Raw genomic sequence first — 25,605 nt, forward strand, 5'->3', positions numbered from 1 at the left:
TCTAATAAACTGAAAACGGTACAAATTATAAACATTATTACTTAAATGGATTTTAAGTCACAATGTTAAATATGAAAGAAAAAGTATTTTTAGATCAAAGTATTCATCTTGATAAAGCAACAATCAAGGAAATTACAGCATTGGTTGCTGAGCGAAAAGTTTCTTGTGAACAATTAGTAGATCACTATTTCGAAAAGATTGATGCGCAGCAGTCACTCAATGCTTTTATTAGTCTTGATTATGCTGCAGCGCGTCAACAGGCTCAATTTTGGGATCAATCTATTGCGGAAGGGAAACCTTGCCCTATATTAATTGGGGTATTGTTGGCGGTTAAAGATAATATTCATGTTGCTGGTTTTAGCAATACGGCGGGAACACCTGCCTTAACTGGATTCAGACCCAAAGTAACCGCTCCAGTGATTCAAGCATTGATTGATCAAGGTGCGATTGTTGTGGGTAAAGCCAATATGCATGAATTGGCATTTGGCGTGACAGGTTATAATACCGCGATGCATATTGATGGTGTGATTGGCACTCGTAATGCGGTTAATCCTTTACATATTGCAGGCGGTTCTTCTTCCGGAAGTGCAGTCGCAGTTGCTGCAGCTATGGTGCCGATTGCAATGGGAACTGATACAGGTGCATCGGTCAGACTACCTAGTGCATTGAATGGCTGTGTTGGTTTTCGTCCAACGGTTGGGCGCTATGCTCAAGAGTGTATTACGCCAATCTCGCATACACGGGATACCGCAGGCCCAATAACACATTCGGTATCTGATATCATCTTGATTGATCAATTGATTACTCAACAACAAATCCCAGCTCGTATATCGACGCAACCCATCAGGCTTGGGCTATGTGCATATTTTTGGGAAAATCTGGATGAAGATGTTCAGCAACAGGCTGATCAGGCACTGCAACTTTTAAAAAATGCTGGGATTGAAATCATTAGTGTGGAAATGCCTGAGTTAGAGCAGCTGAATCATCGTATTTCTTTTCCAGTGGTGATCTACGAAGGCAAATATGACTTGATTGAATATTTAAAGAATCATGAAGTTGGAATAGATCTAGACGCTATCGTAGAGCAAATTTCAAGCCCAGATGTGCAGCAACTCTTTCAGCAGAATATTTTGCCTGAACGGATTGTAGATGAAACGGGTCAGTCTGTGGCGGTTGAAGCTTTATATCAGGATGCGATCACAACGGCGCGACCACAGTTGCTTTCACTCTATGAAAAAACCTTTAATAAACATCAACTCAATGCTTTAATTTTTCCAACCTCAGCCATTGTTGCGCCACTGGCGAATGAGCAGGTGAGTTCAATTGAAAACTTTCAAAGGCTGATTCGTAATACCGATCCGGGGAGTAATATTGGCTTACCAGGGCTGAGCTTACCGATTGGATGTGGTACAAAATCAAAATTACCTGTCGGATTAGAAATTGATGGTTTACCGAATACAGATCATGACATTCTTGCAATTGGGCAAGTACTAGAGCAGATTTTTAACAGTTTAAATCATCGCTAAAATGACTTCAGTTTTATAACAAAGTCCGTTTCATTGAGAATGGGCTTTGTCTGTCACTTGAAATAAGCACCGATATCTTTCTGATTAGATCGATAAGAACAGAGGATACAAATTGAAATGGCAAATCCACAGGTGCAAATCTAGTATTAGGCTTACTTTATAAAAACGGTTTAAGTTTGTTTTATGTTTTTAAAGAAAATTTTAGGTATTTGTATTTTAACTAGCATGTTCGCAATCAGCGGCTGTCAAAAAAACGAGCAACATTCTAAAGAAAAAGTTGAAGATGTCAGTCAATCTGTTTTAAAACTGGATGTGGCACAGATGATGACGCATTTACATGCATTTGAACAAATTGCCAAACAGCATGGTGGCAATCGTGCTGTGGGTACGCAAGGCGGTTTGGCAAGTGCAAATTATATTTTAGATCAAGCCAAGAAAGCAGGTTTTAGTACAGAGCTTCAAACTTTTGAAAATCGGGAAAAGACCAAAGGCAAGAATATTATTGTGGAGATTCCCGGAGAATCAGCACAAAGCATAATTTTGCTGGGAGCACATTATGATTCAGTCAAAATGGGACCTGGCATCAATGATAATGCTTCAGGTGTGGCCTTGTTGCTCGACTTGATGACACAATTATCGAGCCAAAAAGTAAAACCGAAACACACCATTTATCTGGTATTTTGGGATTCGGAAGAAGTAGGGATTGCAGGTTCTCAAGCTTATGTGGAGAAACTGACTGCTGAACAGTTAAAAGCCATTAAAGCCTATATCAATGTGGATATGGTCGGCACCAAAGATCCTGAAATCCTGATTGCAGATGGTGATAAATCATCTCTAGATGAAATGGAAAAAATGTTAAAAGAGCGTGGCATGCAGGAACAGGACTATAAACCACTCCTTGATGGTTTACGTAGTATTCCAAGTCATAGCGGTGATTTAGCATTAGAGAATACGCTCAAAGCATTTTTTAAAGCAAAAAATCTGGAAATTAAAGAAGATGTTGCAACCCTAACCGCAAGTGATACAGCACCGTTCTTAGGTAAAGTTCCAGTGACCTCTGTGATCTTATTTAATGAGCAAATGAAAGGCGATGAGCTTGAGTTCGCACCTTGCTATCACAAAGCATGTGACACGATTGAGCAGGTCGATCCAAAGTCAATGCAACTGGCAGGTGATGCTGTGGTTCATTTATTAACATCTTTAGATCAACACTAATATCCAACTAAGGGATCATCTATATTGGATCAACCGCTGTAGTATTAAGCATTGATAAAAATGACAAAATTGTCATTTTCAGGTCATGCTGCTGTTGGGCTACCTGTTCTATCTTATAGAGAGTTAAGAGAGAACAGGTAAATACAAATGAAAGCATTGGTTAAACTCATCCTGATCGTATCATTTGCATCAACAGCAAGTCTAAGCTACGCAGATGGTGGATTAATGTTCCTAGAGAAAAATAAGGAACGTAATACTGTTATACAAGGCAATGATGGTCAGAATCCATCAAAGTAATACAGAATTTCAATAGTAGGATCATAACGCTTAGGGATGAGCTTTATGATCCTTTATCGTATTTGGGCTGCTAAATTAGCCACCTTTATTTATGGAAAATAATCCGAAAAACGATGTTTTCACCTTCAATAAATACATCAATTGCCGCATCATGAATTTCGATAATCGATTTGGTAATGGCTAACCCTAAACCTGTACCATCTTCAGCCTTGTGTCGCGATGAGTCCAGACGATAGAAGCGGTCAAAGAAACGTGAAAGTTGTAAAGATGTGAGCGTCTGCATTTCAGCGGGCACTTTATTTTTAATCAGAATCACAGAGTTTTGAGCATCTTCACTTAACTGGATTTGCAAAACAGAATCAGCTTCGCCATATTTAATTGCATTAGAGATCAAATTATTAAAGGCACGACGGATCATTGCAGGTTCAGCTTCAATATGTGCCTGACCTAATTGCTCTAAATGAATATTCTTATCTGAAGCAAATGCTTCAAAATATTCAAATAGGATCTTCATTTCTTGCGCTAAATCAATATTCTTTTTACTTTTTAGCGCCAGATTATGATCCGATTTTGCTAGAAACAGCATATCTGAAATCATTTTTGCTAAGTGTTCGTATTCTTCCAAATTTGAAAAGAGTACATCTTGATATTGCTCAATCGTTCTTGGTTTAGTTAAGGAAACTTGGGTTTGCATCATTAAATTATTGATCGGTGTTCTGATCTCATGGGCTAAATCGCTTGAGAATGCAGAAAGTTTATCTACCGAAATTTCTAAGCGATCCAGCATGTCATTGAATGCTGTAGCTAATGGTGCAAGTTCAATCGGGATATTTTTCAGATCTAGACGATTGGACAGATTATTTGCAGATATATTTTCTGAAAGTCTTGCCATGTTCCGAATCGGACCTAAACCTTGCCAAGTGGCTAACCAGCCTAAAAACATCAGACCAATCACACCTAGAAGACCAATAATCAGTAGTTGCTGTTTAAAAGAATGTAGGAAGTAGAAATTATCGGTGACTTCAATTGCAGCAATGATTTGCATGTTCTGATTGGTTTCGCCATAGCGAAGAACCTTATTCACCATGATGCCTTGATAGCTTTGATTGTTATTTTTCCAATTAATCCATTGCCCATTTTTAGTTTGAATTAATTGGCTGAGATCGGTGTGATTATTCTTTTTATTATAAATGGTTTGACCATTGGCCAGTTTGATCTGAATCACCAGATTATCATGCCCAATCAAGGCCTCATCTAATCCATCTTTAAAATTACTTGGTTTCTGTTGGAATAGGTTTTCGATCAGCTGAATTTTACCTTCAATTTCTTTTTGATTTTGTTGATAAAAATAATTGACCACATGCTGATTGACGAATATTCCCATAACGATCAAGATCAGAATCGTAAATAAGGTGGAAATAAAACTGATTCGAAAGCCGATTGAACGAAATAATTTAGTTCTCATCTTCGATCTCTAGGACATAGCCCATGCCACGGATGTTTCTAATTAGTTTGGGGCTAAAATCGGTATCAATTTTATTTCTGAGCCTGCGAATCGCGACTTCGACCACGTTAGTATCACTATCAAAATTAATATCCCAAACCAAAGCAGCGATCAGTGATTTAGGCAAGACTTCGCCTTGGCGGCGCATGAACAGTTCTAATAATGAAAACTCTTTGGCGGTCAGATCAATGCGTTGTCCAGAACGCACCACACGGCGTTTAATCAAGTCGAGATGTAGGTCTGCAACGGCATAAAAGGTTTGCTCTTCTTTAATTTGCCCACGTTTTAATAGGGTTTTAATACGTGCAAGTAGTTCTGCGAAGGCAAAGGGTTTAATCAGGAAATCATCTGCACCGAGTTCTAAGCCTTTGACACGATCTTCGATCTGATCTTTTGCAGTAAGAAACAGCACTGGGAGGAAGGTGTTTACTTTGCGAATTTCAGTGAGGATTTTCCAGCCATCCAGCTTCGGAAGCATGACATCTAAAATAATCAGGTCATATTGTTCTGTCACAGCATGATGCAGACCAGAAATGCCATCTTGACTCCAATCTGTCACATAGCCTGCTTCAGTTAAGCCTTTTTGGAGATAATCACCTGTTTTTTGTTCATCTTCAACAAGAAGTATTCGCATGCTTTCATCGAGCCCAAAGTTTTATCGTGTCATTTTAGCGTCAAAGATAATCAGATATTTATAAATGACAAAATTGTAATATTGCAGTCAGCTTCCTGACTTTATTCACCTTGAAGCCATTTTGACAAAACTACTTCGAAAATTTTCGCTTTATCCAATAATCTAAACTGAAATAACGACCACCACCCAATACGATTAAAGCCAATAACATGATCAGATAAGTAACAGCAAACTCAATTCCATTATTTAAAATCACAAATGAGCCACTGGATGTTAGCCAGTCATAATTACCGTAGTTTTCTAGAATTCCCCGAGCTGCTTCCAGTTTTTCAGCAGAGGCGAGTACTTGTGCATTGGCAAAGGGTGCATTGGGATCGGCTATCGCTTGCCAGCCATTTGGCAGATGTACAGTGAAAATGGCGACGAGCATGGTAATGATCAATGGAATACTAATCCACCGTGTCAAAAGACCAAGCGTTAAAAGCAAAGCCCCAGCAAGTTCCGTCGAGGTTGCCAGTGCTGCCATGATATGCGGAAAGGGTAAACCCAAGCCCCAATCGCTATTGCCAAACCATTCCACCGTATCTTGAAAATGCATCAGTTTATTTGTGCCAGCCATCCAAAAGATCGGAACGAGATAACAACGTAAGGCAAGTGCCGCGATGCCATCCCCATGTTTGAGTGCTGAGCAGATGTTTTGATAGTGCTGAGTAAGAGGATACAAAAAGTTCTTCATGATAATTTCACACCGAATAGGATTGAATGATCATTAGTCGGGTGAGTATTCAATTTCTTACATAAATTTTTTTTTATTTGCACTGTAATAAATCGAGATTTACGCCGTCTAACTTTATGTACCTTTGTACAAACCGAGCATTTACCTTAAAAGGAATAGAAAAATGAGCAAACTTAATTCGATGACTTCAGTTGCAGCGTTATTAGCACTCTCTGTTGCTGGCGTAACCCAAGTGACTGTTGCAGCAACGACAACGACGACAGAGGCCCATGCAAGCAAAGCTGCTGATGGAAAATGTGGTGAAGCGAAATGTGGCGCCAATAAAGCCAAACAACAGCAAAAATCTGCTGAAGCTAAATGCGGTGCAGCAAAAAAAGCAGCAGACGCGAAGTGTGGCGCAGCCAAGAAAGCTGCTGATGCAAAATGTGGTGCAGATAAAAAAGTGGCTGACGGCAAGTGCGGGGCCAAATAATCCCTTCAATCATGGATGATGTCGGTCTAAAGCTTAGGTCGGCATCATTCTAATCATAGGAGTTTCACCATGGCTGAATTGGCTGGTGTAGGTCTGGGTTTAAGACGTGAGTTTATTGATGCATTTTTAAATGCAGATACTCATCCAGATTTTATTGAAGTTGCTCCTGAAAACTGGATGGGCTTTGGTGGTCGGCATGCCAAGCTACTTGGACATTGTGTTGAGAAAGCACCTTTAATTTGTCATGGATTATCTTTATCCATTGGTGGACCTCATCCACTCAATATTGAATTTATACATCAGGTTAAAAATTTTCTACAACGCTATCAGGTGCCGATTTACTCAGAACATTTAAGTTATACCCATGATGGAGGCTATTTATATGATTTATTACCAATCCCGATGACAGAAGCTGCTGTTGATTATGTGGCGGAGCGTATTTTGCGGGTACAGGATATTTTAGGGCAGAGGTTGGTGATTGAAAATGTCTCTACCTATTTAATGCCCAATGCAGAAATGCGTGAAGCGGAATTTGTACGTGAAGTGCTGCTCAAAGCAGACTGTGAATTGCTGCTTGATGTAAATAATGTCTATGTAAATAGCATTAATCATGGCAGTGATGCTTATGCTTTTATTGATGCGATGCCCAAAGATCGGATTCGTTACTTACATGTGGCAGGTCATGAGCAAGTTGAAAAAAATCTATTGATCGATACACATGGCGCAGCAATCAGTGATCCTGTTTGGCAACTCCTTCAATATACCTATCAAGTTTGTGGGGTTAAGCCGACTTTACTGGAACGTGACTTTAATATTCCATCTTGGCAACAGTTACAAAATGAATTGACCAGTATTAAAAAAATGCAACAGGAGGGTCGTGATGAAAGCAAAACAAATATCCTTTCATACCACGCAGCGACAGTTCTGTGACTGGATTCGTGATCCTGAATTAGAGCTACCACAAAACTTTGCAGCGCACCGTATGCAGGTCTATCGTGATTTGTTGTTTAATAATGTCTGTTCATTTATCAACTTGGTCTTTCCTGTAGCGCGTAGCATCTTACCTGAACAGCAGTGGCAGCAATTATTGGCAGAATTTTTTCAAAAATCACAGTGTCAGTCGCCGTTATATAACGATATCTCGCTGCAATTTCGGGAACATCTCACGGAACAACAACATCCACTATTGCAGCAATATCCTTGGTTGGCAGAGCTATTGCAGTATGAATGGTTAGAACTTTATTTGGACACAGTCGAAATAGAAAGTCCTACTCCGACAGAAGATAAAAATTGGCAATTGATCACCCAAGTTTGGATATTGGCCTATCAATATCCCGTTTATAACTGGACAACGACAATGAGGCTTGAACAGGTAGAACCTGCGCCAAGTGCTATTATGGCATGGCGAGATGATCTAGATCAGGTCTGTGTTGAACCTTTGTCACCTTTATTCGCCATGTTGCTTGAACAACTGAACCAAGCGAAGTTAACCGAGTCAGATCTTTATCAACTGATCAAGACTGTGCTTCCTGAGTTTTATGAACAGGAAATTCAACAACAAATCTATGCGTTAAAAGCGTTATTAACTCGGTTAAGATTAATTCATATTCCTCATAATAATGATGAGATACAGGGATGAGTTCAGCTTCAGCAAAAAATCACGATGATCTATTCAATCAATTGCACAATCCTGCTTTTTTGCAAGATTTAAGACAACAGATGCTGAAATTTGCAATTTTACAACTGTCTTCAATACAGCAAGCTGAAGATGTGGTTCAGGAAGCACTGACCAGCGCGTTTCAACATCTGGACTCATTTAGCGGACGGGCGGCTTTTAAAACCTGGGTGTTTGCAATTTTAAAAAATAAGATTATTGATTTGATTCGGCAGAAATCTCGTTTAGTCAGCATGAGTGAATTGTTTAAGGATGAAGAAAGTGAGCTGAGTATAGATGAGCTATTTGATGCTTCTGGACATTGGCATAAATATGAAGCACCACAAGCATGGCAAAGCCCTGAAGAAATGATGGAGCAGCAAGATTTCTGGATTATTTTTGATGCTTGTCTTAATCATTTACCTGCCAAATATGCACAGGTATTTATGCTACGTGAGGTGATCGAACTGAGTTCCAATGAAATTTGTGAGAAGCTGGAACTGACGGTTTCACATTTTAATGTACTAATGTATCGCAGCCGCACCCGACTACGTGAATGCTTAGAAAATAAATGGTTATTGCAGGAGGATTGCTCATGTTGACATGCCGCCAAGCCACCCAATTATTATCCGAGAAACAGGATAGAGCATTGCTGTTACGAGAGCAGAGTAATCTGCAATTGCACTTATTTGCTTGTCGTTCTTGCCGTCGTTATGGCAAACACATGAAAACTTTAAGTGTGTTATCAAAACAATTTAAAAATGTTGATCATTAAGCTTTTAAACTACTCAGTTTAGGCTATATTAATATGCTCTAGGGGATATAAGAGATTAATTTCTAAAATAATATTTTTTAAGTTTTTTGCACAAAGATAAAGAATAAGCGCTAGGCCTGAATGCTATGGGCTTCACATAAATTTCATATCGAATTGACTAAGATTATAAGCATAAGAAGAGATGGGTTAGGAACAATCAATGTTAAAGTTTTTTCTGGGATGGATAGACAGTTGGTCAATTACACATTCTTCTGAATTAACAGAATTCGAAGCGTCTAAAACCAGCAAAGATACTCAGATCCAATGGTTGCGAATTATTCCGTTTATTTTATTGCATATTGCTTGCTTAGCTGTGTTTTGGGTGGGCGTTTCATGGTTCGCTGTCTGGTTTATGATTCTCTTCTATATGATTCGAATGTTTGCAATTACAGCATTCTTTCATCGTTATTTATCACATAAAACATTTCAAACATCACGCTCAGTACAGTTTATTTTTCTTCTGATTGGGACCATGAGCGCACAACGTGGTCCACTCTGGTGGGCGGCACATCATCGTTATCACCATCGTTTCACCGACACTGAACATGACCCACATTCATCGACACATGGGTTTTGGTATAGCCATGTTGGATGGTTCTTGAATCAGCAGAACTTTTCCACTCGCAAAGAAATTATTAAAGATTGGCTAAAATTCCCTGAGATTGTTTGGTTAGACCGTTTTAGTTTTGTCATTGTTTTAATAACCGCTTCTGCGATTTATTTGTTGGGCGACTGGCTCGCAGTTGCTTATCCCAATTTAGGTACATCGGGACCGCAATTGCTGGTTTGGGGTTTTGTGGTTTCAACGGTGTTATTGATCCATGCGACTTTATGTATTAATTCGCTCGCTCATCTTTATGGACGTAGGGATTTTGATACCAAGGACAATAGTCGTAATAATCTGTTTTTGTCGATCATCACTTTAGGTGAAGGTTGGCATAACAACCATCATTATTATGCAGGGAGTACACGGCAAGGTTTTTTCTGGTGGCAAATTGATGTCACTTATTATGTTCTGAAAGCGATGTCTTTTTGTGGACTCATATGGGCAATCAAGCCTGTGCCTCAACGGATATATGATGCGCATAAAATCCATCTAGACAGTTTGAAAAATAAGATAGAAAAGAACAGTGACGGGGGTGTTTTATGAAAATTGCAATCGTCGGCTCTGGGATATCTGGATTATATGCGGCTTGGAAGTTATCAAAACAGCATCAAGTTACCATCTTTGAAAAAGAAAACTATTTTGGTGGACATACCGATACACATGAGTTTCGGATTGATCAAAAAAAAGTTGCCATAGACAGTGGTTTTATTGTTTTTAACGCACATAACTATCCATTATTTAGTGCGATGCTTGCCGAGCTTGGAGTCAAAGCACAGAACAGCGACATGAGTTTTTCAGTCAATAATCAGGTGACGGGGCTACAATATAATCCTTCAAAAAAATGGTCGTTATTAACGAGACCACAAAATTTTCTAAATAAAAACTTTCGCTTAATGTTATCGGATTTAGTTCGCTTTTATCGAGAAAATAAAGAGATTGCTGTTGATGAACTTGATACAAATTTAAGCATTGAAGAATATCTCAATAAACATGGTTATTCACAAGTCTTTAGAGATGAGCACTTATATCCAATGTGCGGAGCACTCTGGTCAAGCCCTGTGGAGCAGATTGGCAAGATTCCGTATAAGTTTGTCGTTAGTTTTTTTCAGCATCACCGGATGTTGCAATTAAAAGATCGCCCACAATGGCAAACGGTCAAAGGCGGATCAGCATCTTATATCTACGCGATTCAGCGTGAATGCCCAACGCTGATTTGGAAGAAAACTGAAGTACAACATGTAATAAGAAGTAAAAATCATATTTCAATTATAACGGCTCATGGGCAAGAGCAATTTGATTGGGTGATTTTTGCCAGTCATGCCGATGATACTTTAAAGTTGCTTAAAGAGCCTTCCGAGAAAGAGCATGACATATTAGGGTGCTTTGCTTATCAAGATAACGTGATGGTCGTCCATGCTGATAGATCAATCATGCCAAAATCCCAATCGCAGTGGGCCAGTTGGCACGTACATGTTACAGCTCAAAAAGAAGCTTCGGCGGATAGCGTTCATTACGGGTTTAGCTACTGGATGAACAGTTTGCAGAATCTGGACTGTAAGACGCAGGTTTTTTCTACGCTCAATCCAAATATGCCAATCGCCAAAGATCATATTTTTGTTGAACGACATTATCGGCATCCTGTGTTCAATCAAACTGCGATTGCAGCACAATCTCGTTGGCATGAGATAAACGGCTACAAGCGCAGTTCATTTTGCGGTGCTTACTGGGGATGGGGATTTCATGAAGATGGTGCGAGAAGCGCTGACCGCGTCGTGAACCATCTGATGTCAATTGCTGATGAAGATATGGGGGGACTCGATGTTAGAAGCTCAACTTGCAATTGCGAAAGCTAAAATCAGGCATCGCCGTTTTAGTCCCAAACCTCATCAGTTTGAGGCGACATTGAGCTATTTATATTTTGATCCAGATCGAATAGCGGAAAACCTCAAACAATCAAGGTTATGCTCTACAAACCATTGGAATATTCTCAATATATCCGATCAGGATTTCCTTAAAGGCTATAGCGGTAATTTGCGAGAGAAAATAACAAAAATTTTATTGCAGCAAGCAGACACGATTTTGACCCCACAATCAGAAATCCGTGTGTTGGCTTTACCACGAAGCTTGGGTTTTAGTTTTAATTCGGTTGTGTTCTATTTCATTTTAAATCGTCAAAAACAGCCTGTCTTCATACTGAGCGAGATAACCAATACACCTTGGAATGAACACAAGGTTTACGTACATGATTGCCAGCAGAAGTTGAAAAATCATAGTCCTTATGACAGTTATGAGTTTGATTTCGAGAAAAGTTTTCATGTCTCGCCATTTATGCCAATGGATATTCAATACAAATGGAAATTTAACTTCTCTAATACTCAAAATGTGATTCATATGCAGCTTTATCAAAACCAGCAATTCATTTTTGATGCAACGATGCGGTTTGGATTAGCGCACATCACACTTCCTTCACAGCTTAGTCGTTATGCTATTCAACATATATTTGAACCTTTCAAAATGTTAGCTTCAATTTATGTACAAGCATTTCAACTATGGCTTAAAAAAGTTCCATTTTATCGACATCCCAAAAAGAATAAGGATTTAGAACGAGATGATAAAAACGCTAATTTTTGGTGAACAAGACACACTTCCATTGGTTTTACGCGGCTTGCTGAAACTTCGACATGGACAAATTCACTTTCGTGGTGAATGGAATGGAACTGTCGGTGAAGTTTCTGATCTGGAAGTAACTGTAGATATTCATCACAAAGATCTAATTGATCTAATTTTTAAGAATGGTGTGCTTGGTGCCGCGGAGGGCTATATTCGTGGCTATTGGAGTAGTGAAAATCTGGTTGAATTGATTCAAATATTGGCAAGAAATCGCGACGTTTTGGATAAGATCAATCAAAACCTTATATCACAAGCCAGCCAATTGTTATTAAAAGCATGGTATAGATCCCGCAAAAATTCGTTGGCAGGCAGCCGTAAAAATATTGCGGAGCACTATGATTTAAGTAATGAATTTTTCAAATTATTTCTTGATTCTTCCATGATGTACTCTAGTGCAGTGTACAAGCACAAGGAGATGACGCTAGAGCAAGCTTCTGATTATAAAAAAGAGTTGATCTGTCAGAAGTTACAACTTAAACCCATGGATCATCTGGTTGAAATCGGTAGTGGCTGGGGAGGTTTTGCTATCTATGCCGCTCAGCATTACGGCTGTAAAGTAACCACGATTACCATCTCACAAGCGCAATATGATGAAGCAATCCAAAGAGTTGCCGATGCTGGTCTAAGCCATCGAGTTAATGTCCAACTTAAGGATTATCGGCTACTAGAGGGGAAATTTGATAAGTTAGTTTCGATCGAAATGATAGAAGCTGTTGGTGAGCAATATTTATCTGGTTACTTTAATCAATGTAGGTCTTTATTAAAACCAAATGGCCTAGGTCTGATTCAAGCCATTACGATTGAAGATGCACGATATAAAAAAGCACTGCATAGCGTAGATTATATTAAGCGCTATATTTTTCCTGGGAGTTTTATCCCATCTATCAGTGTGTTAACACAAGCGGCTTCAGAGCAGAAGTTACGCTTGAAACATCTGGAGGATATTGGCCAAAGTTATGCTGAAACCATTCATCAATGGCGGGAACGTTTTTTAAATGCCGAAGCACAAGTTCTTGCTTTAGGTTTTGATGAAAATTTTATTCGAATGTGGGACTTTTATTTGTGTTATTGCGAGGGCGGCTTTAAAGAAGGGGTCATTAGCGATGCACAGCTTTTATTTGAAGCAAGCCCTTATTAATTATCCACTGATTTAACGTATCAAGGAGACAGTGATGTTGTGGCAATTGTTTTTACTTGATGCTGTGTTAATGACAGGTTGTTGGTTATGGGCAACATACAATCACCGTGCTGGCATCGTTGATGTTGCTTGGAGTTTTTGCATTGCGCTGAATATTCTGCTGACTGCATGGTTAGTGGATGATGCTTTGATGAATGTTAGATTGTTTATTGGCATATTCAGTTCAATCTGGTTTATACGTTTAAGTTGGCATTTATGGCATCGGTATCAAGCGGAATCAGTAGAAGATCGCCGATATGCCAATATGCGTCGTGCGATGGGGAAATATCAACATATTGGTTTTTATTCCTTTTTTATGTTTCAGGCGGGTTTGGCAATCTTATTTAGCATACCGATGTGGACTTTGCTTCATGTGCCGAGTTATGTCTGGAGTCCACACACCCATGTTTTTTTGATCATTGCGGGAATTGTTATGCTGATTGCATTTCTAGGTGAAGTGGTCGCAGATCAGCAATTGTTTCATTTCAAACAACAAAAGCACAACGATGGCAAAACCATGGATCAAGGTCTGTGGCGCTATTCGCGTCATCCAAACTATTTTTTTGAATGGATACACTGGTTTGCATATCCACTAATAGGACTGGCAGCAGGGTTATACAGTCTATGGATATATCCAGTCTTGATGTGGCTATTTTTGTATTACATCACCGGTATTCCATTTAGTGAACAACAAGCATTAAAAAATCGAGGTCAAAATTATCTCGATTACCAAAAACGAACTTCAATGTTTATTCCGTGGAAACCAAAAGAGTAGGTACGCACATGGACTTTATTATTAATCAATCATTAAAACTTGTTGAAAGTGGTTTAGTACCTGATCAGGCGATTCGTGCAGCAATTCGTGCTCTCAGTAAGAAGCGTTTGATTCAAGAAGGTCGCTATGACCCCGAACAAGGTGCTCAACGTTATATGGATGTGCTGAATATGTTGAAGCATAGCCAGATCGCAATTGAAACCGATAAAGCCAATGAGCAACACTATGAATTGCCCACGGCTTTTTTTGAGGCGGTTTTAGGAAAACGACTTAAATATAGTGCCTGTTTCTTTCCACATGATCGAACTGGATTAGATGAAGCTGAAGAGTTTGCATTGCAGATTTATAGCGATCGTGCCCAGTTAAACGATGGGCAACATATCTTGGAATTAGGGTGTGGTTGGGGTTCGTTTACGCTGTGGATGGCAGAGCGTTATCCAAATGCAAAAATTACGGCTGTTTCCAATTCAGCGACGCAACGTCAGCATATTTTGTCCAAAGCTGAGAAATATGGCTTGATGAATATTGATGTTATTACCTGTGATGTCAATGTACTTGAATTGCAGCAAAACGCATTTGATCGTGTTGTTTCGGTTGAGATGTTTGAACATGTAAGAAATTACCAAAAGCTTTTTGAAAAAATTCAATCGTGGCTCAAAGCGGATGGACTGTTATGGTGTCATATTTTCTGTCATCGTTTCTTACACTATCCTTTCGAAATCAAAAGTGAATATGACTGGATGTCGCGATACTTTTTTACAGGTGGATTGATGCCTGCAAGTTCGACATTTTTACACTTTCAACAGCATCTGGAATTGTCGCAACATTGGCAATGGTCTGGAACTCATTATGAAAAAACAGCAAATGCATGGCTGGAAAACATGGATCATAATGCTGAACAATTAAAACCACTTTTTGAAAAGGTGTACGGGCAAGATGCGGCGGCATGGTGGCAACGTTGGCGTATCTTTTTTATGGCTTGTGCTGAATTGTTTGGATTTGAGCAGGGGCAAGAATGGATCGTTGGTCACTTCCTGTTCAAAAAGAAAGCCGTATAATTAAAACAAGCAGTTGTGTAAATAGGCAAGATTATGTTTAAAACCAATAAAAGCGATGCCAATAACCGTCCACTGAGTCGGATGTTTAATCGTTATTATTGGTTGCAAATTGGACTGATCGCGCTTTCGATTATTATTGGGATTGCATGCAGTGCCTGGGTGATCAAAGGCTCATTGCTTAAAACCGCACTTGAACAAGAAATGGAGCATTACTGGATGCGTGTTGATCGTAATCCAAATGCTGATTTGCCCGATACTAAAAACTTATATGGCTACCGTTGGACAAGTGAAAAACCACCTTTAGCATTTCAAAATCAATCGCTAAAACCAGGTGTTCACCGAATCTTTGTCGACGGAAAAGATCGTATGACTGTATATGGTGAAAAAAATGGGCAGCATGTGCTACTGGTTTTTGGTGAAAGCAATGTCAATAAAATCGTTTGGATGTTTGGTTTAGCACCGTTAATGTTCAGTCTGATTGTGCTGTATAGCATCTTATGGTGGTCAAATCGGCGGGCCAAACGTTATTTTTCGCCAATTACCCGTTTAGCAAATGCCTTAGAACATATTGATTGGGCACATCAGTATAAGGAGGTATCTCCATTCCAAGGAATCAGTACCAATGGCAATATGGAAGCTGAATATTTAAAACAAGCATTAGAAAAATACCATCAAGTATTGAGTGAGTTTATTAACCGAGAGCGCGAATTTACAGGCGATGTCAGTCATGAGTTACGGACACCATTGACGATTTTAAAAGGCAATGTGCAGCTGTGTCAGGTCAAATACGGTGAAGATAAATCACTACATCGTATTTCGAATACCATTGATGATATGCAATTACTGGTTGAAACTTTGCTGGCAATTGCACGTAATACAACCAATACATTGATTGCAGAGCATGTGAAGTTGTCCAATATCATCAACGATTTAGTCAGAGATCTGGAACCTGTCAGTCAAGGCAAGGGCGTGCAGATTTTTGTACAAGATGATGCTGAGGAATCAGCACGATGGATTTATCCATCCATGACCAAAATGGTGTTGAGCAATATTTTACGCAATGCACTGAATTATTCTCAAGGTTCTAATATTCATATCATTCAACGCAAAAATAGTATTCTAATTGCCGATAATGGGATTGGTATTGCAATGCCAAACGATTGTAAGGTTCAGGAGTTAAATAGTTCACAACTTCAACTTAACGCCAAAGGTCACGGCATTGGTTTACAGTTGGTTAAGAAATTATGTACCCAGTTGGGCTGGCGAGTTGAGCTGTTTGACCGACAATATTATTTAAATACACATCCTCATCTGCAATTGGAAAATACAACAGGCTTAATCGTCGTCGTATATATAAATTAATGCGCTGTCATATCCAAAGCAACTTTTAGACCTACACCAGATATGGTATGGATCAATTTTTCCTGAAAAGGTTTATCGATCATCTTTCTTAAATTGTAGATATGGCTACGTAATGCATCGCTTTCAGGTTCTTCATCGCCCCACAGCTCGATAATAATTTCTTGTTTGGTAATCACTTTGGGAGAGTTTCGCATCAAAATTTTTAATAATTTGAATTGAATACGAGGGAGTTCAATTGATTGACCTGCGCGTGTTATGGTTTGAGTCGCACTGTCTAGAATCAGATCGTGAATTTGAATTTTACTGCTTGATACTTCACCAAGAGATCGCTTAATCAGGGCACGCACACGCATGACCAGTTCATTAAAATCAAAAGGTTTGACAAGATAGTCATCTGTTCCAGCACTAAAGCCTTTTAATTTGTCATCGAGAGTATCTCTGGCTGTTAACATCAAAATAGGAATATCTTTGCCTTGATCTGTTCTGAGCCATTCACATAAGTCATATCCTGAACCGTCAGGTAAATTGATATCAAGCAAAAGTAAATGATAAGGATGTGTTTTTAAAAAGTTACGGGCGGCATCGAGGTTACGTGCATGATCCACCACAAAGCCATGTTGTTCTAGAAATTCACAAACCGTGGCAGCAAGTTCATAATGATCTTCCACCATAAGAATAAATTGATTGTTCATAATAATTAGATCAAGTTATTGATTTAGTAATAGTTGCTTTAATTTAGCATTAAAAGGTGAGCTTCCAAACCATATTTTGAAATATTGATTCGCTTGCGGGTCTGTGATCGAACCTAACAATTTCTGATTAAGAGAGAGCTTTAATTGTTTGTTCATTTGACTATAGGCTAAAGAATATAAATCACCTTTTTTTACAGGTTTGTACAGTTCAGTAATTTGGTTTAATACAGAGTCGTTAGCAAAATTGCTAATATTTTTTTTAAGATAATAGTTGGCTGCTTTTTTGAATGCCCATTCTGGAATATTTTGGTCGTAAGAAAAATCTAATTGAATATTTTGACTTTCCCAATTCTGATGGCAATTGTCCGCATAGTAGCTGACAGTGCCTACTGTTTTTGTTGTAACGACTAAAGGTGCTGTTTTACATTTCTGCATATTTGCATAGGCTGAATTAGAATTTAATATAAGAAATAAAAAAATACATCCCAATTGCATAAAATAATTATTCATTTTTTTCACCTAGATGCTAATGTTTAGTCAGTCTGTTTTATTTCTATATACAGAGTCATATTTAATAAGTGTAGAAGTTCAGACCACGTTCAATCCTTTGAATTTCATAGCTTGCATAGCCTAAATTGGTTTGAGTACGGTCTAAAATTGCATAGAGGAAAACACTATGGTTGGTTTCTAGTGGCGTAATAATGTGATATTGATGATCCGTACTCATGAGCACACTTTCTAGAAAATCATGAGGACTAATTTCATCCATTAATTTTTTCTGGTAGTTAAATAGATTCACACCTTCAGTCACCGCGAAATCAAAATTAAAAAACTCTTCACCTATAGTTTCTAAAATAGAACCATCAAAAGCATCGACTAAGGCCAAGATAATTAAACCTTCAATCTTATTTAATTGTTCTAATAACGAAATATTGTTCATAGTTTATTCTGCACTTATTTTCGTAAATCTTAGACTATTTCTTAAAGGGGAGAAGCAAAGAATAGCCTGTTCCGATATATGGAACAGAGCGATATAAACCATTCGCTGGGTCCCAATAGTCTTGTTGAAATATGATGAGATGTTCAGCATTCACTTTGATTTGGCTAATGCCATAGGAAGACATTTTTTTTGTTCGGCCAAACATTTTAAAATCATAGGTCATTTGCCAGTGAATATAAGCCGAGTCATTTTTATGGGTTGCACTAATTAATTTTACCGATACCTTACTGACATGTTTATTCATTCCCTCAAAATGCTTCATCAGCTCTTTTTTAGTTGAGAATTGAGAGAGCGTGTCATTAATGTACAAATTATCAGCATAGAGTTGGCTTGCATTTTTTACAAAATTTACTGTGCCCATACTATTAAATGCGGAAACAAAATCCTGACCAATCATTTGAGCTTGTGCATCACTTAAGGGGATTCCACTGATTTGTTGATTTGCTTTCTCATAATCAGCGGTATAACTCGATATGCTTTTACAAGCAACTAAGGAGAGTAAGCTCAGTGTTGAGATAGCCAGTGTTTTTATAACATTCATATTCATGATCTCACTCCTTTTAAAATTATAATAAAATTTGGAATGTGAACCCGATGTGAAATCACGCATTGATCTGGTATGAATAGTTTTTTATTTTTCCAACAATAAAAAAGGAAATCATTAGATTTCCTTTCTTCAGTATCAATTTAAGAGCCTTATAGTTTGGCTTGACGTTGTGCGATGTATTTTTCGTTAAAGAAGCCACCAAATGGAATAAAGGCAAGCACAAATAATCGAAACAATTCTACGCCAGACCAAAGTGAAGCCGTACGGACTAAGTTCCAAAGATAGAATAAAAATGCCAGACCATGAATCGGCCCCATGATCTTTGTCGCTATCGGTAAATCAAATGCGTACTTGAGTGGAATCGCCACGAGGAATAGCAACAATAAAGTGACGGCTTCAAGCACAGAAGCAAACCGCATCTGTTGCAACTTCTTTGTCATTGCGCTCATAAAATAGCTCCAGGAGATTGATAAAAGAATAAAAATTAACGAAGCATACCATCTTTGAGAGCGAGCGCATTAATATTGTTGGTAACGATTCTTATTTAATCATGCTGATAAAAAGGGGAATCGTATGGCAGCGAAGTAAAAGAATTTTCTACTGACTTGAGGCATGACCATGAGAGGCAAGAATCATTGCTGATTAAAATCAAGTTCGGTAAATATGTAATATATTGATATTTAATTAAATAATATGTTTTTCCCATTCAACTGCTTAGTCATTTTACTTACTAAGCAGTCGTGAATGTAAAGTTTATGCAACTTGTTGCATAAAAACTTTTATCTAGATATGATGAAGTGAATTTTAAAAAAGTGAAATGCTTCTTATTTCTAAAAAAGCTTTATCTATTTGAAATAATGAGTATCTAAAGGATAAAAGTAATGTCAAAAATTCCAGAATTAATGAAAAACCTGAGACTCCCTGTAATTGGTTCACCGTTATTTATTATTAGCACGCCCAAGCTGGTGCTGGCGCAATGTAAAGCTGGTGTGATTGGTTCGATGCCAGCATTAAATGCACGACCTGCCGAAAAGCTAGAGGAATGGCTGAAAGAGATTACCGAAGGAATTGCTGAACATAATGCCTTACATCCAGACCGACCAGCAGCACCTTTTGCAATCAACCAGATCGTGCATAAAAGCAATAATCGTTTGGAACATGACATGGAATTGATTGTCAAATACAAAGTACCGATTGTGATTACATCACTTGGTGCAAGAACAGAAATCAATGATGCGACACATAGTTATGGTGGTGTCGTTTTACATGATGTTATTAACAATACCTTTGCCAAAAAAGCAATAGAAAAAGGTGCGGATGGTTTGATTGCAGTGGCTGCAGGTGCTGGTGGGCATGCGGGCGTCAAGAGTCCATTTCCATTAATTCAGGAAATTCGTGAATGGTTTGATGGACCTTTGGCTTTGTCGGGTGCGATTTCTACTGGTGGTGCAGTTCTTGCGGCACAGGCGATGGGAGCAGACTTTGCTTATATTGGTTCTGCATTTATTGCCACACATGAAGCCAATGCCGAGGATGCTTATAAGCAGGCGATTGTCGATCATAATTCAGATGAAATTGTCTATTCCAATCTATTTACAGGTGTACATGGTAACTATCTGGCACCAAGTATTCGTGCAGCGGGGCTTGATCCATCCAATTTACCCGAAGGTAATCTGAAAGATATGGATTTCAGTACACCGAATGAAGATGGTACACAGCATAAGGTCAAACCATGGCGTGACATCTGGGGATGTGGTCAAGGTTTAAATGCAATCAAAGCCACTACTTCAGTCGAAGAACTCGTGAGCCGACTTGAAAAAGAGTATCTCGCAGCAAGAAAACGTCTCATGCTTTAAGGTTTAAAATCAGGCCTTAATTTCTAAGGCCTGATAAGTTTTATGATGCTGTTTTTAACAATGAGTATTCACTTATTGAAACGTTTCCCTCAGAAAGTCGAGTTAAAAACAGAAGATTTTAAACCTGCTCAAAAGTAAGCCCAGCATGTTTTGTTAAACGTTGAATAAATCGATCATCAAACATGGTCGCAGGTGTCCAAAAGCCACCTTGAGCTGTCGATTTTTTGCCATCTTTGGCATGGTCAATGGCAAGACTCAGCGCTGCTTGTCCCAACATCTTTCCTGTAGAACCATAACCAGGATCACGGTCACCAGTTACTTTGACTTTTAGACTTTGTCCTGCATCGGTTTTACCCACAAAACGTAAGTCAAATCGTCCTGCCAATTGTTGCTCTGGCGTAGGGCCTTCTCCCGGCTTTGGTAATAGGTAACGTTCCATCACTTGGCTAATCGGTTTACTGACCGCAGCGAGCATAAATGCCCCCAGACCAGAGACCACAGCTAAGGCTTTTAAACGTCCTTTGAACCCTTCACCTGTCAAAATCGCTTCGTTATAGCGAAAGTTGTTGCCATAGGCATTACCCGATAAAGCATTAGAACGCTGTACCACACGTTCATTTACAGCAGCCATGACAAAAGGCGCAATCCATGCATTAAAATCAGGGTCGAATTTGGCGCTTTTGATATAAATCTGTCTTTGGGTATTGCCATGACCTGCGGGGCAGAGAATATATGGATTAAGTAGATCTTTACGCAATGCAGGATCAGCCGCAGCTTCTTGAATCACATTGATCAAACTCGCGACTGTACCGCCAGATGCACCACCTTTTAAGGTTTTAACCCGCATGGAAACTTGAGTGGCAGGCGCATTAAACTGCTGTTGTGCTTGTTGCTGCAGGTAATAAACACCCATATCGGATGGAACTGAATCAAATCCACAGCATTGCACAATACGCGCACCTGATTGCTGTGCTTGCGCTTCATACTTCGTGATCATGTGTTTAATCCACTGGGTTTCTCCAGTCAGATCACAATAATCTGTTCCGTTATTCACACAGGCTTGAATTAACGGTTCACCATACAAAGCATATGGGCCAACCGTTGAGACGACCACACGTGTTTGTGCACAAAGTGCATCGAGTTCGGTTTGATTATTGGCATCGGCGACCAAGATCGGAACAGCTTGACCAATAGGGCCAAGCGCATCTTTGACTTGTTGTAATTTCTGCTGGGAACGTCCAGCAATTGCCCAACGGATCTGTTCTTTTTGAGTGGCAAAATATTCGGCCAAATACTGGGTTAGAATCTGGCCGACGAAGCTAGTCGCACCAAAGACCACAAGATCATAATTTAATTTTGTCATTACTTGTTTTTCCTTAACGATTTGATGAGTTGAATATTAAAGTGCTTTGGGCAAATGGAGAATAACTTGTGCGTCTTGAACCACGTCTAAACGAAGAATCTTCGAAGCACCAAGTTCATCTAATAATTGACTTAAAGGACCACCATGACGGACTAATTTGACTTTTCTAGGCAGAAGTTTTTGTCCAAAAGATAAGACATTAGATTGAACCAAGGTTTGCTGCCATTTGCCATCCACCAGATGTAACATCGTCGCTTGACTCATATGTGATTCAGATTTTACCTGCTTTAAGTGAGGTGTCGGTGCAATCAGGCTTAAATCGATTTTGCCAGATGTATCCGTTAGGCTCACATTCACGTCTTTGGAGCTGATATCGACCTTAATTTCAGTGAGCCATTTAGGAAGTTGGTAAGCATAAACACCACGGACCCGGGCAATTTCTGTATCTACAGGTAGCGCTAAAACATGTGCGTAAAAATGGCGTTGACGAATAGAGTTGATGAGCTCTAAAGCATGAGGACCATGTGCATTGGGCTTACGCACCACAATTGCAACAGAGACTTCATTATATGGATCGTTATCACAAACAGAGTACGTAAAGAAGGTAAGGGCGACCAGCCCATAGCCAGGAAAGGCCTGTAAAGGTTGTAAAGGCGCGGGTAATTTTTTCTTGAGTTGTTTAAGTGGGGCTAACATCAGCACTTGTACATTGCCACTACGATAATAAAAATTGGGTGCCCAAACAGGACCAACTCTCGATTCAACCCATTGTTTAGGCGTTTTACGGAAAAAATCAATATTGCCAGCGGCAGGATCCTGTACAACTTGATCTAAATCGGGATTCATTCTAAACCGATCATAATATCCATCTTTGGGAACATTGACTTTATGTTGTCCAAACTCAACTTCAGTAAACTGTTTATTGCTTTGCATATTCGTAAACCTTTGATTGACCAAGTCATTCAAAATGCCTGCCAATGACAAGAACATTTCTTATATCTGAGTTCACTATAAGATTAAAGTGAACTTTAATGTCAAGCAGCAAAATTTGATATTTGATAAGTACAAAGCTGGTTCGTTGAAACAATGTAAAGAAAACAAGTGCTGAAAACATTTAACTTTGTGAAAAAAATCATTGATCTCAATGAGTAAGTCTATTGATCATTCGTTTATTTTTAATCATTAAATTACATTTTTATTATCAGAATAGGACTAAAAGCATTGACCTTAAAGCGAACTTTAATCTTAGTATAGAAGCACTATCCACACGGATGGTACTTAAAAAATGTAGTTATAAGCAAATTAATTAGAACATAGATCATGAATCGACAGTGTAAATCTTACACAGGAGAAACAACGATGGCATTCGTTACGACAAAAGATGGTGTAGATATTTTTTATAAAGATTGGGGACCTCGCGATGCACAGATCTTATTTTTTCATCATGGTTGGCCACTCAGCTCAGATGATTGGGATGCCCAACTGGTATTCTTTTTAAATGAAGGTTTCCGCGTAGTTGCTCACGATCGTCGCGGACATGGCCGTTCCAGTCAAGTCTGGGATGGGCACGATATGGACCATTATGCAGATGATGTTGCAGCTGTAGTACAGCATCTTGGGATTAAAAACGCGATTCATATCGGCCATTCAACAGGCGGTGGTGAGGTGGCTCACTATATTGCGCGTCATGGCGAAGCGAATGTTGCCAAGGCCGTTTTGGTGAGTGCGGTCCCACCCATTATGGTTAAAACAGCGAATAATCCTGACGGTCTACCTAAAGAAGTCTTTGATGACTTGCAAAATCAGTTATTTAAAAACCGCTCGCAATTTTACTATGATTTACCAGCGGGGCCTTTCTACGGTTTTAACCGTCCAGATGCAAATCCATCTGAACCTGTGATCTGGAATTGGTGGCGTCAGGGCATGATGGGTGGGGCAAAAGCACATTATGATGGCATTGTGGCCTTTTCCCAGACTGATTTTACGGAAGACCTGAAAAAAATTTCAGTCCCTGTACTGGTAATGCATGGTGACGATGATCAGGTGGTACCGTATGAAAATTCTGGGGCACTATCGGCCAAATTAGTACAAAACGGGACTTTAAAAACCTATAAAGGTTTTTCTCATGGCATGTTAACCGTAAATGCAGATGTCATTAATCCAGACCTATTGGCATTTATTCGCTCATAAGCTGTATTGATTTGATTCAAAATCCCATTCAAGAATAGAGGCATATTTGCCTCTATTTTTTATTTAAGGATTTTTTGATATTGGTATTACTTGTTAAGTTTATGATTTTATTTCGATGATTTGAAAATATTAATAAAGTGTAATCAAACCTATTGACATTAAAGTTTACTTTAATCTTAAAGTAAAGTCATACTCAATGAGGTAATCAAAATGAAAGTCTTTGAACAATTAGTTTTCCCAAATGGTTCGCACATCCCCAATCGCATTGCAAAAGCAGCAATGGAAGAAAATATGGCAGACTTAAATCATGCGCCATCTGAAGAGCTGATGCGTTTATACCAAGCCTGGGCGGATGGTGGTGTTGGCTTAATTATCACAGGTAATGTCATGGTGGATCGTCGTGCCATGACTGGACCAGGTGGGGTTGTACTGGAAGATGTAAAATATTTGGATACCTTCAAACGCTGGGCGCAAATCGGTCGTTCGAAGGGCGCGCAAGTGTGGTTGCAAATCAATCACCCTGGTCGTCAAATGCAATCTAATTTAGGACAAGAGACTTGGGCACCATCAGCGATCGCTTTAGATCTAGGCAAAATGTCAGATCGTTTTAATACCCCGATTGAAATGAACCAAGACATGATTAATGAAGTCATTCAACGTTTTGCCAACACCGCACGTTTAGGAGAAAAAGCAGGCTTTACTGGTGTTGAAATCCATGCGGCACATGGTTATTTACTCAGTCAGTTTCTTTCGCCACTCAGTAATAAGCGCCAAGATCAATGGGGTGGCTCTTTGGAAAATCGTGCACGTATTTTGATTGAGATTGTTAAAGCGGTGCGTGCTGTGGTTTCAGACAGATTTACAGTGGCGGTTAAACTGAATTCGGCTGACTTCCAACGCGGTGGTTTTAGTGCTGAAGATGCACAGCAAGTGGTTATGATGCTCAACGAACTGGCTGTTGATTTGGTCGAGTTATCTGGCGGTAGCTATGAAGCACCGGCAATGCAAGGTCAGGCACGCGATGGTCGTACCTTAGCGCGAGAAGCTTACTTCTTAGAGTTTGCCCAAGAGATTGGTAAAGTAGCCAAGATGCCTGTGATGGTGACGGGAGGAATCCGTCGTAAACAAGTCGCTGAACAAGTCATTGAAAGTGGTGTCGATATGGTTGGGATTGCTACAGCTTTGGCAATCGATCCAAATCTCCCAAATGAGTGGAAGCAGGGGCAAAATACGGCACCAGAGTTGAAAGCAATTACATGGGAAAATAAAACCTTAGCTTCACTCGCCAATATGGCCACAGTGAAATTCCAGTTACGTAAACTCAGTCTTGGTAAATCAACCAATCCAAAAGTTTCTCCACTTTGGGCGTTGATTTTGCAACAATCAGCGATGACATGTCGTACGCGCCAATATAAAAATCGGATGCGTACATATTCATTTGCATCTTAAGCTGAGC

Annotated in this window: 28 protein-coding genes; 18 read left to right on the forward strand and 10 right to left on the reverse strand. The window is 39.2% G+C overall.

Going from position 1 to position 25,605, the window contains the following annotated elements; genetic code table 11:
- Positions 1-62: 62 nt before the first annotated feature.
- The 3 genes from iaaH to FPL17_RS18725 all read left to right on the forward strand — a co-directional run bounded on the left by iaaH (position 63) and on the right by FPL17_RS18725 (position 3,038).
- On the forward strand, positions 63-1,526 hold the full coding sequence (iaaH, locus tag FPL17_RS04860) for an indoleacetamide hydrolase (protein ID WP_159883619.1): 1,464 nt from the start codon (positions 63-65) through the stop codon (positions 1,524-1,526).
- 183 nt (positions 1,527-1,709) lie between these two features.
- Entirely contained in the window at positions 1,710-2,741 is a 1,032-nt protein-coding gene (locus FPL17_RS04865; RefSeq protein ID WP_159883621.1) for a M20/M25/M40 family metallo-hydrolase, read from the forward strand.
- 147 nt (positions 2,742-2,888) lie between these two features.
- Entirely contained in the window at positions 2,889-3,038 is a 150-nt protein-coding gene (locus tag FPL17_RS18725) for a hypothetical protein (protein ID WP_005212443.1), read from the forward strand.
- An 85-nt stretch (positions 3,039-3,123) separates the two neighbouring features.
- Here the strand turns inward: FPL17_RS18725 and FPL17_RS04870 are convergent, their stop codons facing one another.
- The 3 genes from FPL17_RS04870 to FPL17_RS04880 all read right to left on the reverse strand — a co-directional run bounded on the left by FPL17_RS04870 (position 3,124) and on the right by FPL17_RS04880 (position 5,912).
- The gene (locus FPL17_RS04870; RefSeq protein WP_159883623.1) at positions 3,124-4,503 is read right to left on the reverse strand and encodes a heavy metal sensor histidine kinase; all 1,380 of its coding nucleotides are present in this window, start codon (positions 4,501-4,503) and stop codon (positions 3,124-3,126) included.
- Entirely contained in the window at positions 4,493-5,176 is a 684-nt protein-coding gene (locus tag FPL17_RS04875) for a heavy metal response regulator transcription factor (protein ID WP_005203769.1), read from the reverse strand. The genes FPL17_RS04870 and FPL17_RS04875 overlap by 11 nt, the downstream gene beginning before the upstream one ends.
- Positions 5,177-5,306: 130 nt before the next feature.
- Positions 5,307-5,912 carry an HvfX family Cu-binding RiPP maturation protein gene (locus FPL17_RS04880; protein WP_159883625.1) on the reverse strand — a complete coding sequence of 202 codons (606 nt, stop codon included), beginning with the start codon at positions 5,910-5,912 and terminating at the stop codon, positions 5,307-5,309.
- 163 nt (positions 5,913-6,075) lie between these two features.
- Between FPL17_RS04880 and FPL17_RS04885 the strand changes: the two genes are divergently transcribed.
- From FPL17_RS04885 to FPL17_RS04940, 12 genes are all read left to right on the forward strand, one after another.
- The gene (locus FPL17_RS04885) at positions 6,076-6,384 is read left to right on the forward strand and encodes an HvfA family oxazolone/thioamide-modified RiPP metallophore (RefSeq protein ID WP_005188347.1); all 309 of its coding nucleotides are present in this window, start codon (positions 6,076-6,078) and stop codon (positions 6,382-6,384) included.
- A gap of 69 nt (positions 6,385-6,453) precedes the next feature.
- Positions 6,454-7,314 (forward strand): HvfB family MNIO-type RiPP peptide maturase, encoded by an 861-nt coding sequence (locus tag FPL17_RS04890; protein WP_159883627.1) that lies wholly within the window; start codon positions 6,454-6,456, stop codon positions 7,312-7,314.
- On the forward strand, positions 7,265-8,023 hold the full coding sequence (locus tag FPL17_RS04895) for an HvfC family RiPP maturation protein (protein ID WP_159883629.1): 759 nt from the start codon (positions 7,265-7,267) through the stop codon (positions 8,021-8,023). The genes FPL17_RS04890 and FPL17_RS04895 overlap by 50 nt, the downstream gene beginning before the upstream one ends.
- The gene (locus tag FPL17_RS04900; RefSeq protein WP_005188352.1) at positions 8,020-8,640 is read left to right on the forward strand and encodes an RNA polymerase factor sigma-70; all 621 of its coding nucleotides are present in this window, start codon (positions 8,020-8,022) and stop codon (positions 8,638-8,640) included. Before FPL17_RS04895 ends, FPL17_RS04900 begins: the two co-directional genes overlap by 4 nt.
- Positions 8,634-8,813: a zf-HC2 domain-containing protein gene (locus FPL17_RS04905; protein WP_004653549.1), complete on the forward strand. Its 180-nt coding sequence runs from the start codon at positions 8,634-8,636 to the stop codon at positions 8,811-8,813. Before FPL17_RS04900 ends, FPL17_RS04905 begins: the two co-directional genes overlap by 7 nt.
- A gap of 199 nt (positions 8,814-9,012) precedes the next feature.
- Positions 9,013-10,002: an acyl-CoA desaturase gene (locus FPL17_RS04910; RefSeq protein WP_159883631.1), complete on the forward strand. Its 990-nt coding sequence runs from the start codon at positions 9,013-9,015 to the stop codon at positions 10,000-10,002.
- Positions 9,999-11,312 carry an NAD(P)/FAD-dependent oxidoreductase gene (locus tag FPL17_RS04915; protein ID WP_151716323.1) on the forward strand — a complete coding sequence of 438 codons (1,314 nt, stop codon included), beginning with the start codon at positions 9,999-10,001 and terminating at the stop codon, positions 11,310-11,312. The genes FPL17_RS04910 and FPL17_RS04915 overlap by 4 nt, the downstream gene beginning before the upstream one ends.
- Positions 11,278-12,093 carry a DUF1365 domain-containing protein gene (locus FPL17_RS04920; protein WP_151716324.1) on the forward strand — a complete coding sequence of 272 codons (816 nt, stop codon included), beginning with the start codon at positions 11,278-11,280 and terminating at the stop codon, positions 12,091-12,093. The genes FPL17_RS04915 and FPL17_RS04920 overlap by 35 nt, the downstream gene beginning before the upstream one ends.
- Positions 12,068-13,267: an SAM-dependent methyltransferase gene (locus tag FPL17_RS04925; protein WP_159883633.1), complete on the forward strand. Its 1,200-nt coding sequence runs from the start codon at positions 12,068-12,070 to the stop codon at positions 13,265-13,267. Before FPL17_RS04920 ends, FPL17_RS04925 begins: the two co-directional genes overlap by 26 nt.
- A gap of 34 nt (positions 13,268-13,301) precedes the next feature.
- Positions 13,302-14,081, forward strand: a complete 780-nt coding sequence (locus FPL17_RS04930; RefSeq protein ID WP_159883635.1) for a DUF1295 domain-containing protein — start codon at positions 13,302-13,304, stop codon at positions 14,079-14,081.
- Between the two features lie 8 nt (positions 14,082-14,089).
- Positions 14,090-15,139 carry an SAM-dependent methyltransferase gene (locus FPL17_RS04935; protein ID WP_159883637.1) on the forward strand — a complete coding sequence of 350 codons (1,050 nt, stop codon included), beginning with the start codon at positions 14,090-14,092 and terminating at the stop codon, positions 15,137-15,139.
- Positions 15,140-15,172: 33 nt separating this feature from the next.
- Complete coding sequence (locus FPL17_RS04940; protein WP_159883639.1) at positions 15,173-16,501, forward strand: sensor histidine kinase; 1,329 nt, start codon at positions 15,173-15,175, stop codon at positions 16,499-16,501.
- On the opposite strand, the gene FPL17_RS04945 is transcribed toward FPL17_RS04940, so the two are convergent.
- The 5 genes from FPL17_RS04945 to FPL17_RS04965 form a co-directional block, all read right to left on the reverse strand.
- Entirely contained in the window at positions 16,498-17,193 is a 696-nt protein-coding gene (locus FPL17_RS04945) for a response regulator transcription factor (protein ID WP_004806955.1), read from the reverse strand. The genes FPL17_RS04940 and FPL17_RS04945 overlap by 4 nt on opposite strands.
- 15 nt (positions 17,194-17,208) lie before the next feature.
- Positions 17,209-17,703 (reverse strand): chalcone isomerase family protein, encoded by a 495-nt coding sequence (locus FPL17_RS04950; protein WP_159883641.1) that lies wholly within the window; start codon positions 17,701-17,703, stop codon positions 17,209-17,211.
- A gap of 61 nt (positions 17,704-17,764) precedes the next feature.
- Positions 17,765-18,133, reverse strand: coding sequence for a hypothetical protein (locus FPL17_RS04955; protein ID WP_005188375.1), 369 nt, complete (start codon positions 18,131-18,133; stop codon positions 17,765-17,767).
- 34 nt (positions 18,134-18,167) lie between these two features.
- Positions 18,168-18,734, reverse strand: coding sequence for a nuclear transport factor 2 family protein (locus FPL17_RS04960; protein WP_159886793.1), 567 nt, complete (start codon positions 18,732-18,734; stop codon positions 18,168-18,170).
- Positions 18,735-18,889: 155 nt separating this feature from the next.
- A complete protein-coding gene (locus tag FPL17_RS04965; RefSeq protein WP_151716332.1) occupies positions 18,890-19,189 on the reverse strand; it encodes a DUF3817 domain-containing protein in 300 nt (99 codons plus the stop codon).
- A gap of 432 nt (positions 19,190-19,621) precedes the next feature.
- Here FPL17_RS04965 and FPL17_RS04970 point away from each other — a divergent pair, with 432 nt between their 5' ends.
- Positions 19,622-20,596: an NAD(P)H-dependent flavin oxidoreductase gene (locus FPL17_RS04970; protein WP_159883643.1), complete on the forward strand. Its 975-nt coding sequence runs from the start codon at positions 19,622-19,624 to the stop codon at positions 20,594-20,596.
- 118 nt (positions 20,597-20,714) lie between these two features.
- Here FPL17_RS04970 and FPL17_RS04975 read toward each other — a convergent pair whose 3' ends face one another.
- Complete coding sequence (locus FPL17_RS04975; protein ID WP_159883645.1) at positions 20,715-21,959, reverse strand: saccharopine dehydrogenase family protein; 1,245 nt, start codon at positions 21,957-21,959, stop codon at positions 20,715-20,717.
- A 36-nt stretch (positions 21,960-21,995) separates the two neighbouring features.
- Complete coding sequence (locus FPL17_RS04980) at positions 21,996-22,892, reverse strand: acetoacetate decarboxylase family protein (protein WP_159883647.1); 897 nt, start codon at positions 22,890-22,892, stop codon at positions 21,996-21,998.
- Between the two features lie 426 nt (positions 22,893-23,318).
- Between FPL17_RS04980 and FPL17_RS04985 the strand changes: the two genes are divergently transcribed.
- Both FPL17_RS04985 and FPL17_RS04990 read left to right on the forward strand, forming a co-directional pair.
- Positions 23,319-24,149, forward strand: coding sequence for an alpha/beta fold hydrolase (locus FPL17_RS04985; RefSeq protein WP_159883649.1), 831 nt, complete (start codon positions 23,319-23,321; stop codon positions 24,147-24,149).
- Positions 24,150-24,359: 210 nt separating this feature from the next.
- Positions 24,360-25,598, forward strand: coding sequence for an NADH:flavin oxidoreductase/NADH oxidase family protein (locus FPL17_RS04990; protein WP_159883651.1), 1,239 nt, complete (start codon positions 24,360-24,362; stop codon positions 25,596-25,598).
- Positions 25,599-25,605 lie beyond the last annotated feature (7 nt).

This window comes from Acinetobacter dispersus (assembly GCF_009884975.1).
Lineage (GTDB): Bacteria > Pseudomonadota > Gammaproteobacteria > Pseudomonadales > Moraxellaceae > Acinetobacter > Acinetobacter dispersus.

What these genes read in the sequence shown, in the direction of transcription:
- FPL17_RS04915 (WP_151716323.1), top strand. Translation starts at nt 9,999, where the DNA reads ATGAAAATTGCAATCGTCGGCTCTGGGATATCTGGATTATATGCGGCT.
- FPL17_RS04945 (WP_004806955.1), bottom strand. Translation starts at nt 17,193, where the DNA reads ATGAACAATCAATTTATTCTTATGGTGGAAGATCATTATGAACTTGCT.
- FPL17_RS04870 (WP_159883623.1), bottom strand. Translation starts at nt 4,503, where the DNA reads ATGAGAACTAAATTATTTCGTTCAATCGGCTTTCGAATCAGTTTTATT.
- FPL17_RS04990 (WP_159883651.1), top strand. Translation starts at nt 24,360, where the DNA reads ATGAAAGTCTTTGAACAATTAGTTTTCCCAAATGGTTCGCACATCCCC.
- iaaH (WP_159883619.1), top strand. Translation starts at nt 63, where the DNA reads ATGTTAAATATGAAAGAAAAAGTATTTTTAGATCAAAGTATTCATCTT.
- FPL17_RS04950 (WP_159883641.1), bottom strand. Translation starts at nt 17,703, where the DNA reads ATGAATAATTATTTTATGCAATTGGGATGTATTTTTTTATTTCTTATA.
- FPL17_RS04875 (WP_005203769.1), bottom strand. Translation starts at nt 5,176, where the DNA reads ATGCGAATACTTCTTGTTGAAGATGAACAAAAAACAGGTGATTATCTC.
- FPL17_RS04920 (WP_151716324.1), top strand. Translation starts at nt 11,278, where the DNA reads ATGTTAGAAGCTCAACTTGCAATTGCGAAAGCTAAAATCAGGCATCGC.
- FPL17_RS04980 (WP_159883647.1), bottom strand. Translation starts at nt 22,892, where the DNA reads ATGCAAAGCAATAAACAGTTTACTGAAGTTGAGTTTGGACAACATAAA.
- FPL17_RS04890 (WP_159883627.1), top strand. Translation starts at nt 6,454, where the DNA reads ATGGCTGAATTGGCTGGTGTAGGTCTGGGTTTAAGACGTGAGTTTATT.
- FPL17_RS04865 (WP_159883621.1), top strand. Translation starts at nt 1,710, where the DNA reads ATGTTTTTAAAGAAAATTTTAGGTATTTGTATTTTAACTAGCATGTTC.
- FPL17_RS18725 (WP_005212443.1), top strand. Translation starts at nt 2,889, where the DNA reads ATGAAAGCATTGGTTAAACTCATCCTGATCGTATCATTTGCATCAACA.
- FPL17_RS04905 (WP_004653549.1), top strand. Translation starts at nt 8,634, where the DNA reads ATGTTGACATGCCGCCAAGCCACCCAATTATTATCCGAGAAACAGGAT.
- FPL17_RS04900 (WP_005188352.1), top strand. Translation starts at nt 8,020, where the DNA reads ATGAGTTCAGCTTCAGCAAAAAATCACGATGATCTATTCAATCAATTG.
- FPL17_RS04985 (WP_159883649.1), top strand. Translation starts at nt 23,319, where the DNA reads ATGGCATTCGTTACGACAAAAGATGGTGTAGATATTTTTTATAAAGAT.
- FPL17_RS04965 (WP_151716332.1), bottom strand. Translation starts at nt 19,189, where the DNA reads ATGAGCGCAATGACAAAGAAGTTGCAACAGATGCGGTTTGCTTCTGTG.
- FPL17_RS04895 (WP_159883629.1), top strand. Translation starts at nt 7,265, where the DNA reads ATGAAAGCAAAACAAATATCCTTTCATACCACGCAGCGACAGTTCTGT.
- FPL17_RS04885 (WP_005188347.1), top strand. Translation starts at nt 6,076, where the DNA reads ATGAGCAAACTTAATTCGATGACTTCAGTTGCAGCGTTATTAGCACTC.
- FPL17_RS04935 (WP_159883637.1), top strand. Translation starts at nt 14,090, where the DNA reads ATGGACTTTATTATTAATCAATCATTAAAACTTGTTGAAAGTGGTTTA.
- FPL17_RS04975 (WP_159883645.1), bottom strand. Translation starts at nt 21,959, where the DNA reads ATGACAAAATTAAATTATGATCTTGTGGTCTTTGGTGCGACTAGCTTC.
- FPL17_RS04930 (WP_159883635.1), top strand. Translation starts at nt 13,302, where the DNA reads ATGTTGTGGCAATTGTTTTTACTTGATGCTGTGTTAATGACAGGTTGT.
- FPL17_RS04880 (WP_159883625.1), bottom strand. Translation starts at nt 5,912, where the DNA reads ATGAAGAACTTTTTGTATCCTCTTACTCAGCACTATCAAAACATCTGC.
- FPL17_RS04960 (WP_159886793.1), bottom strand. Translation starts at nt 18,734, where the DNA reads ATGAATGTTATAAAAACACTGGCTATCTCAACACTGAGCTTACTCTCC.
- FPL17_RS04970 (WP_159883643.1), top strand. Translation starts at nt 19,622, where the DNA reads ATGTCAAAAATTCCAGAATTAATGAAAAACCTGAGACTCCCTGTAATT.
- FPL17_RS04925 (WP_159883633.1), top strand. Translation starts at nt 12,068, where the DNA reads ATGATAAAAACGCTAATTTTTGGTGAACAAGACACACTTCCATTGGTT.
- FPL17_RS04940 (WP_159883639.1), top strand. Translation starts at nt 15,173, where the DNA reads ATGTTTAAAACCAATAAAAGCGATGCCAATAACCGTCCACTGAGTCGG.
- FPL17_RS04955 (WP_005188375.1), bottom strand. Translation starts at nt 18,133, where the DNA reads ATGAACAATATTTCGTTATTAGAACAATTAAATAAGATTGAAGGTTTA.
- FPL17_RS04910 (WP_159883631.1), top strand. Translation starts at nt 9,013, where the DNA reads ATGTTAAAGTTTTTTCTGGGATGGATAGACAGTTGGTCAATTACACAT.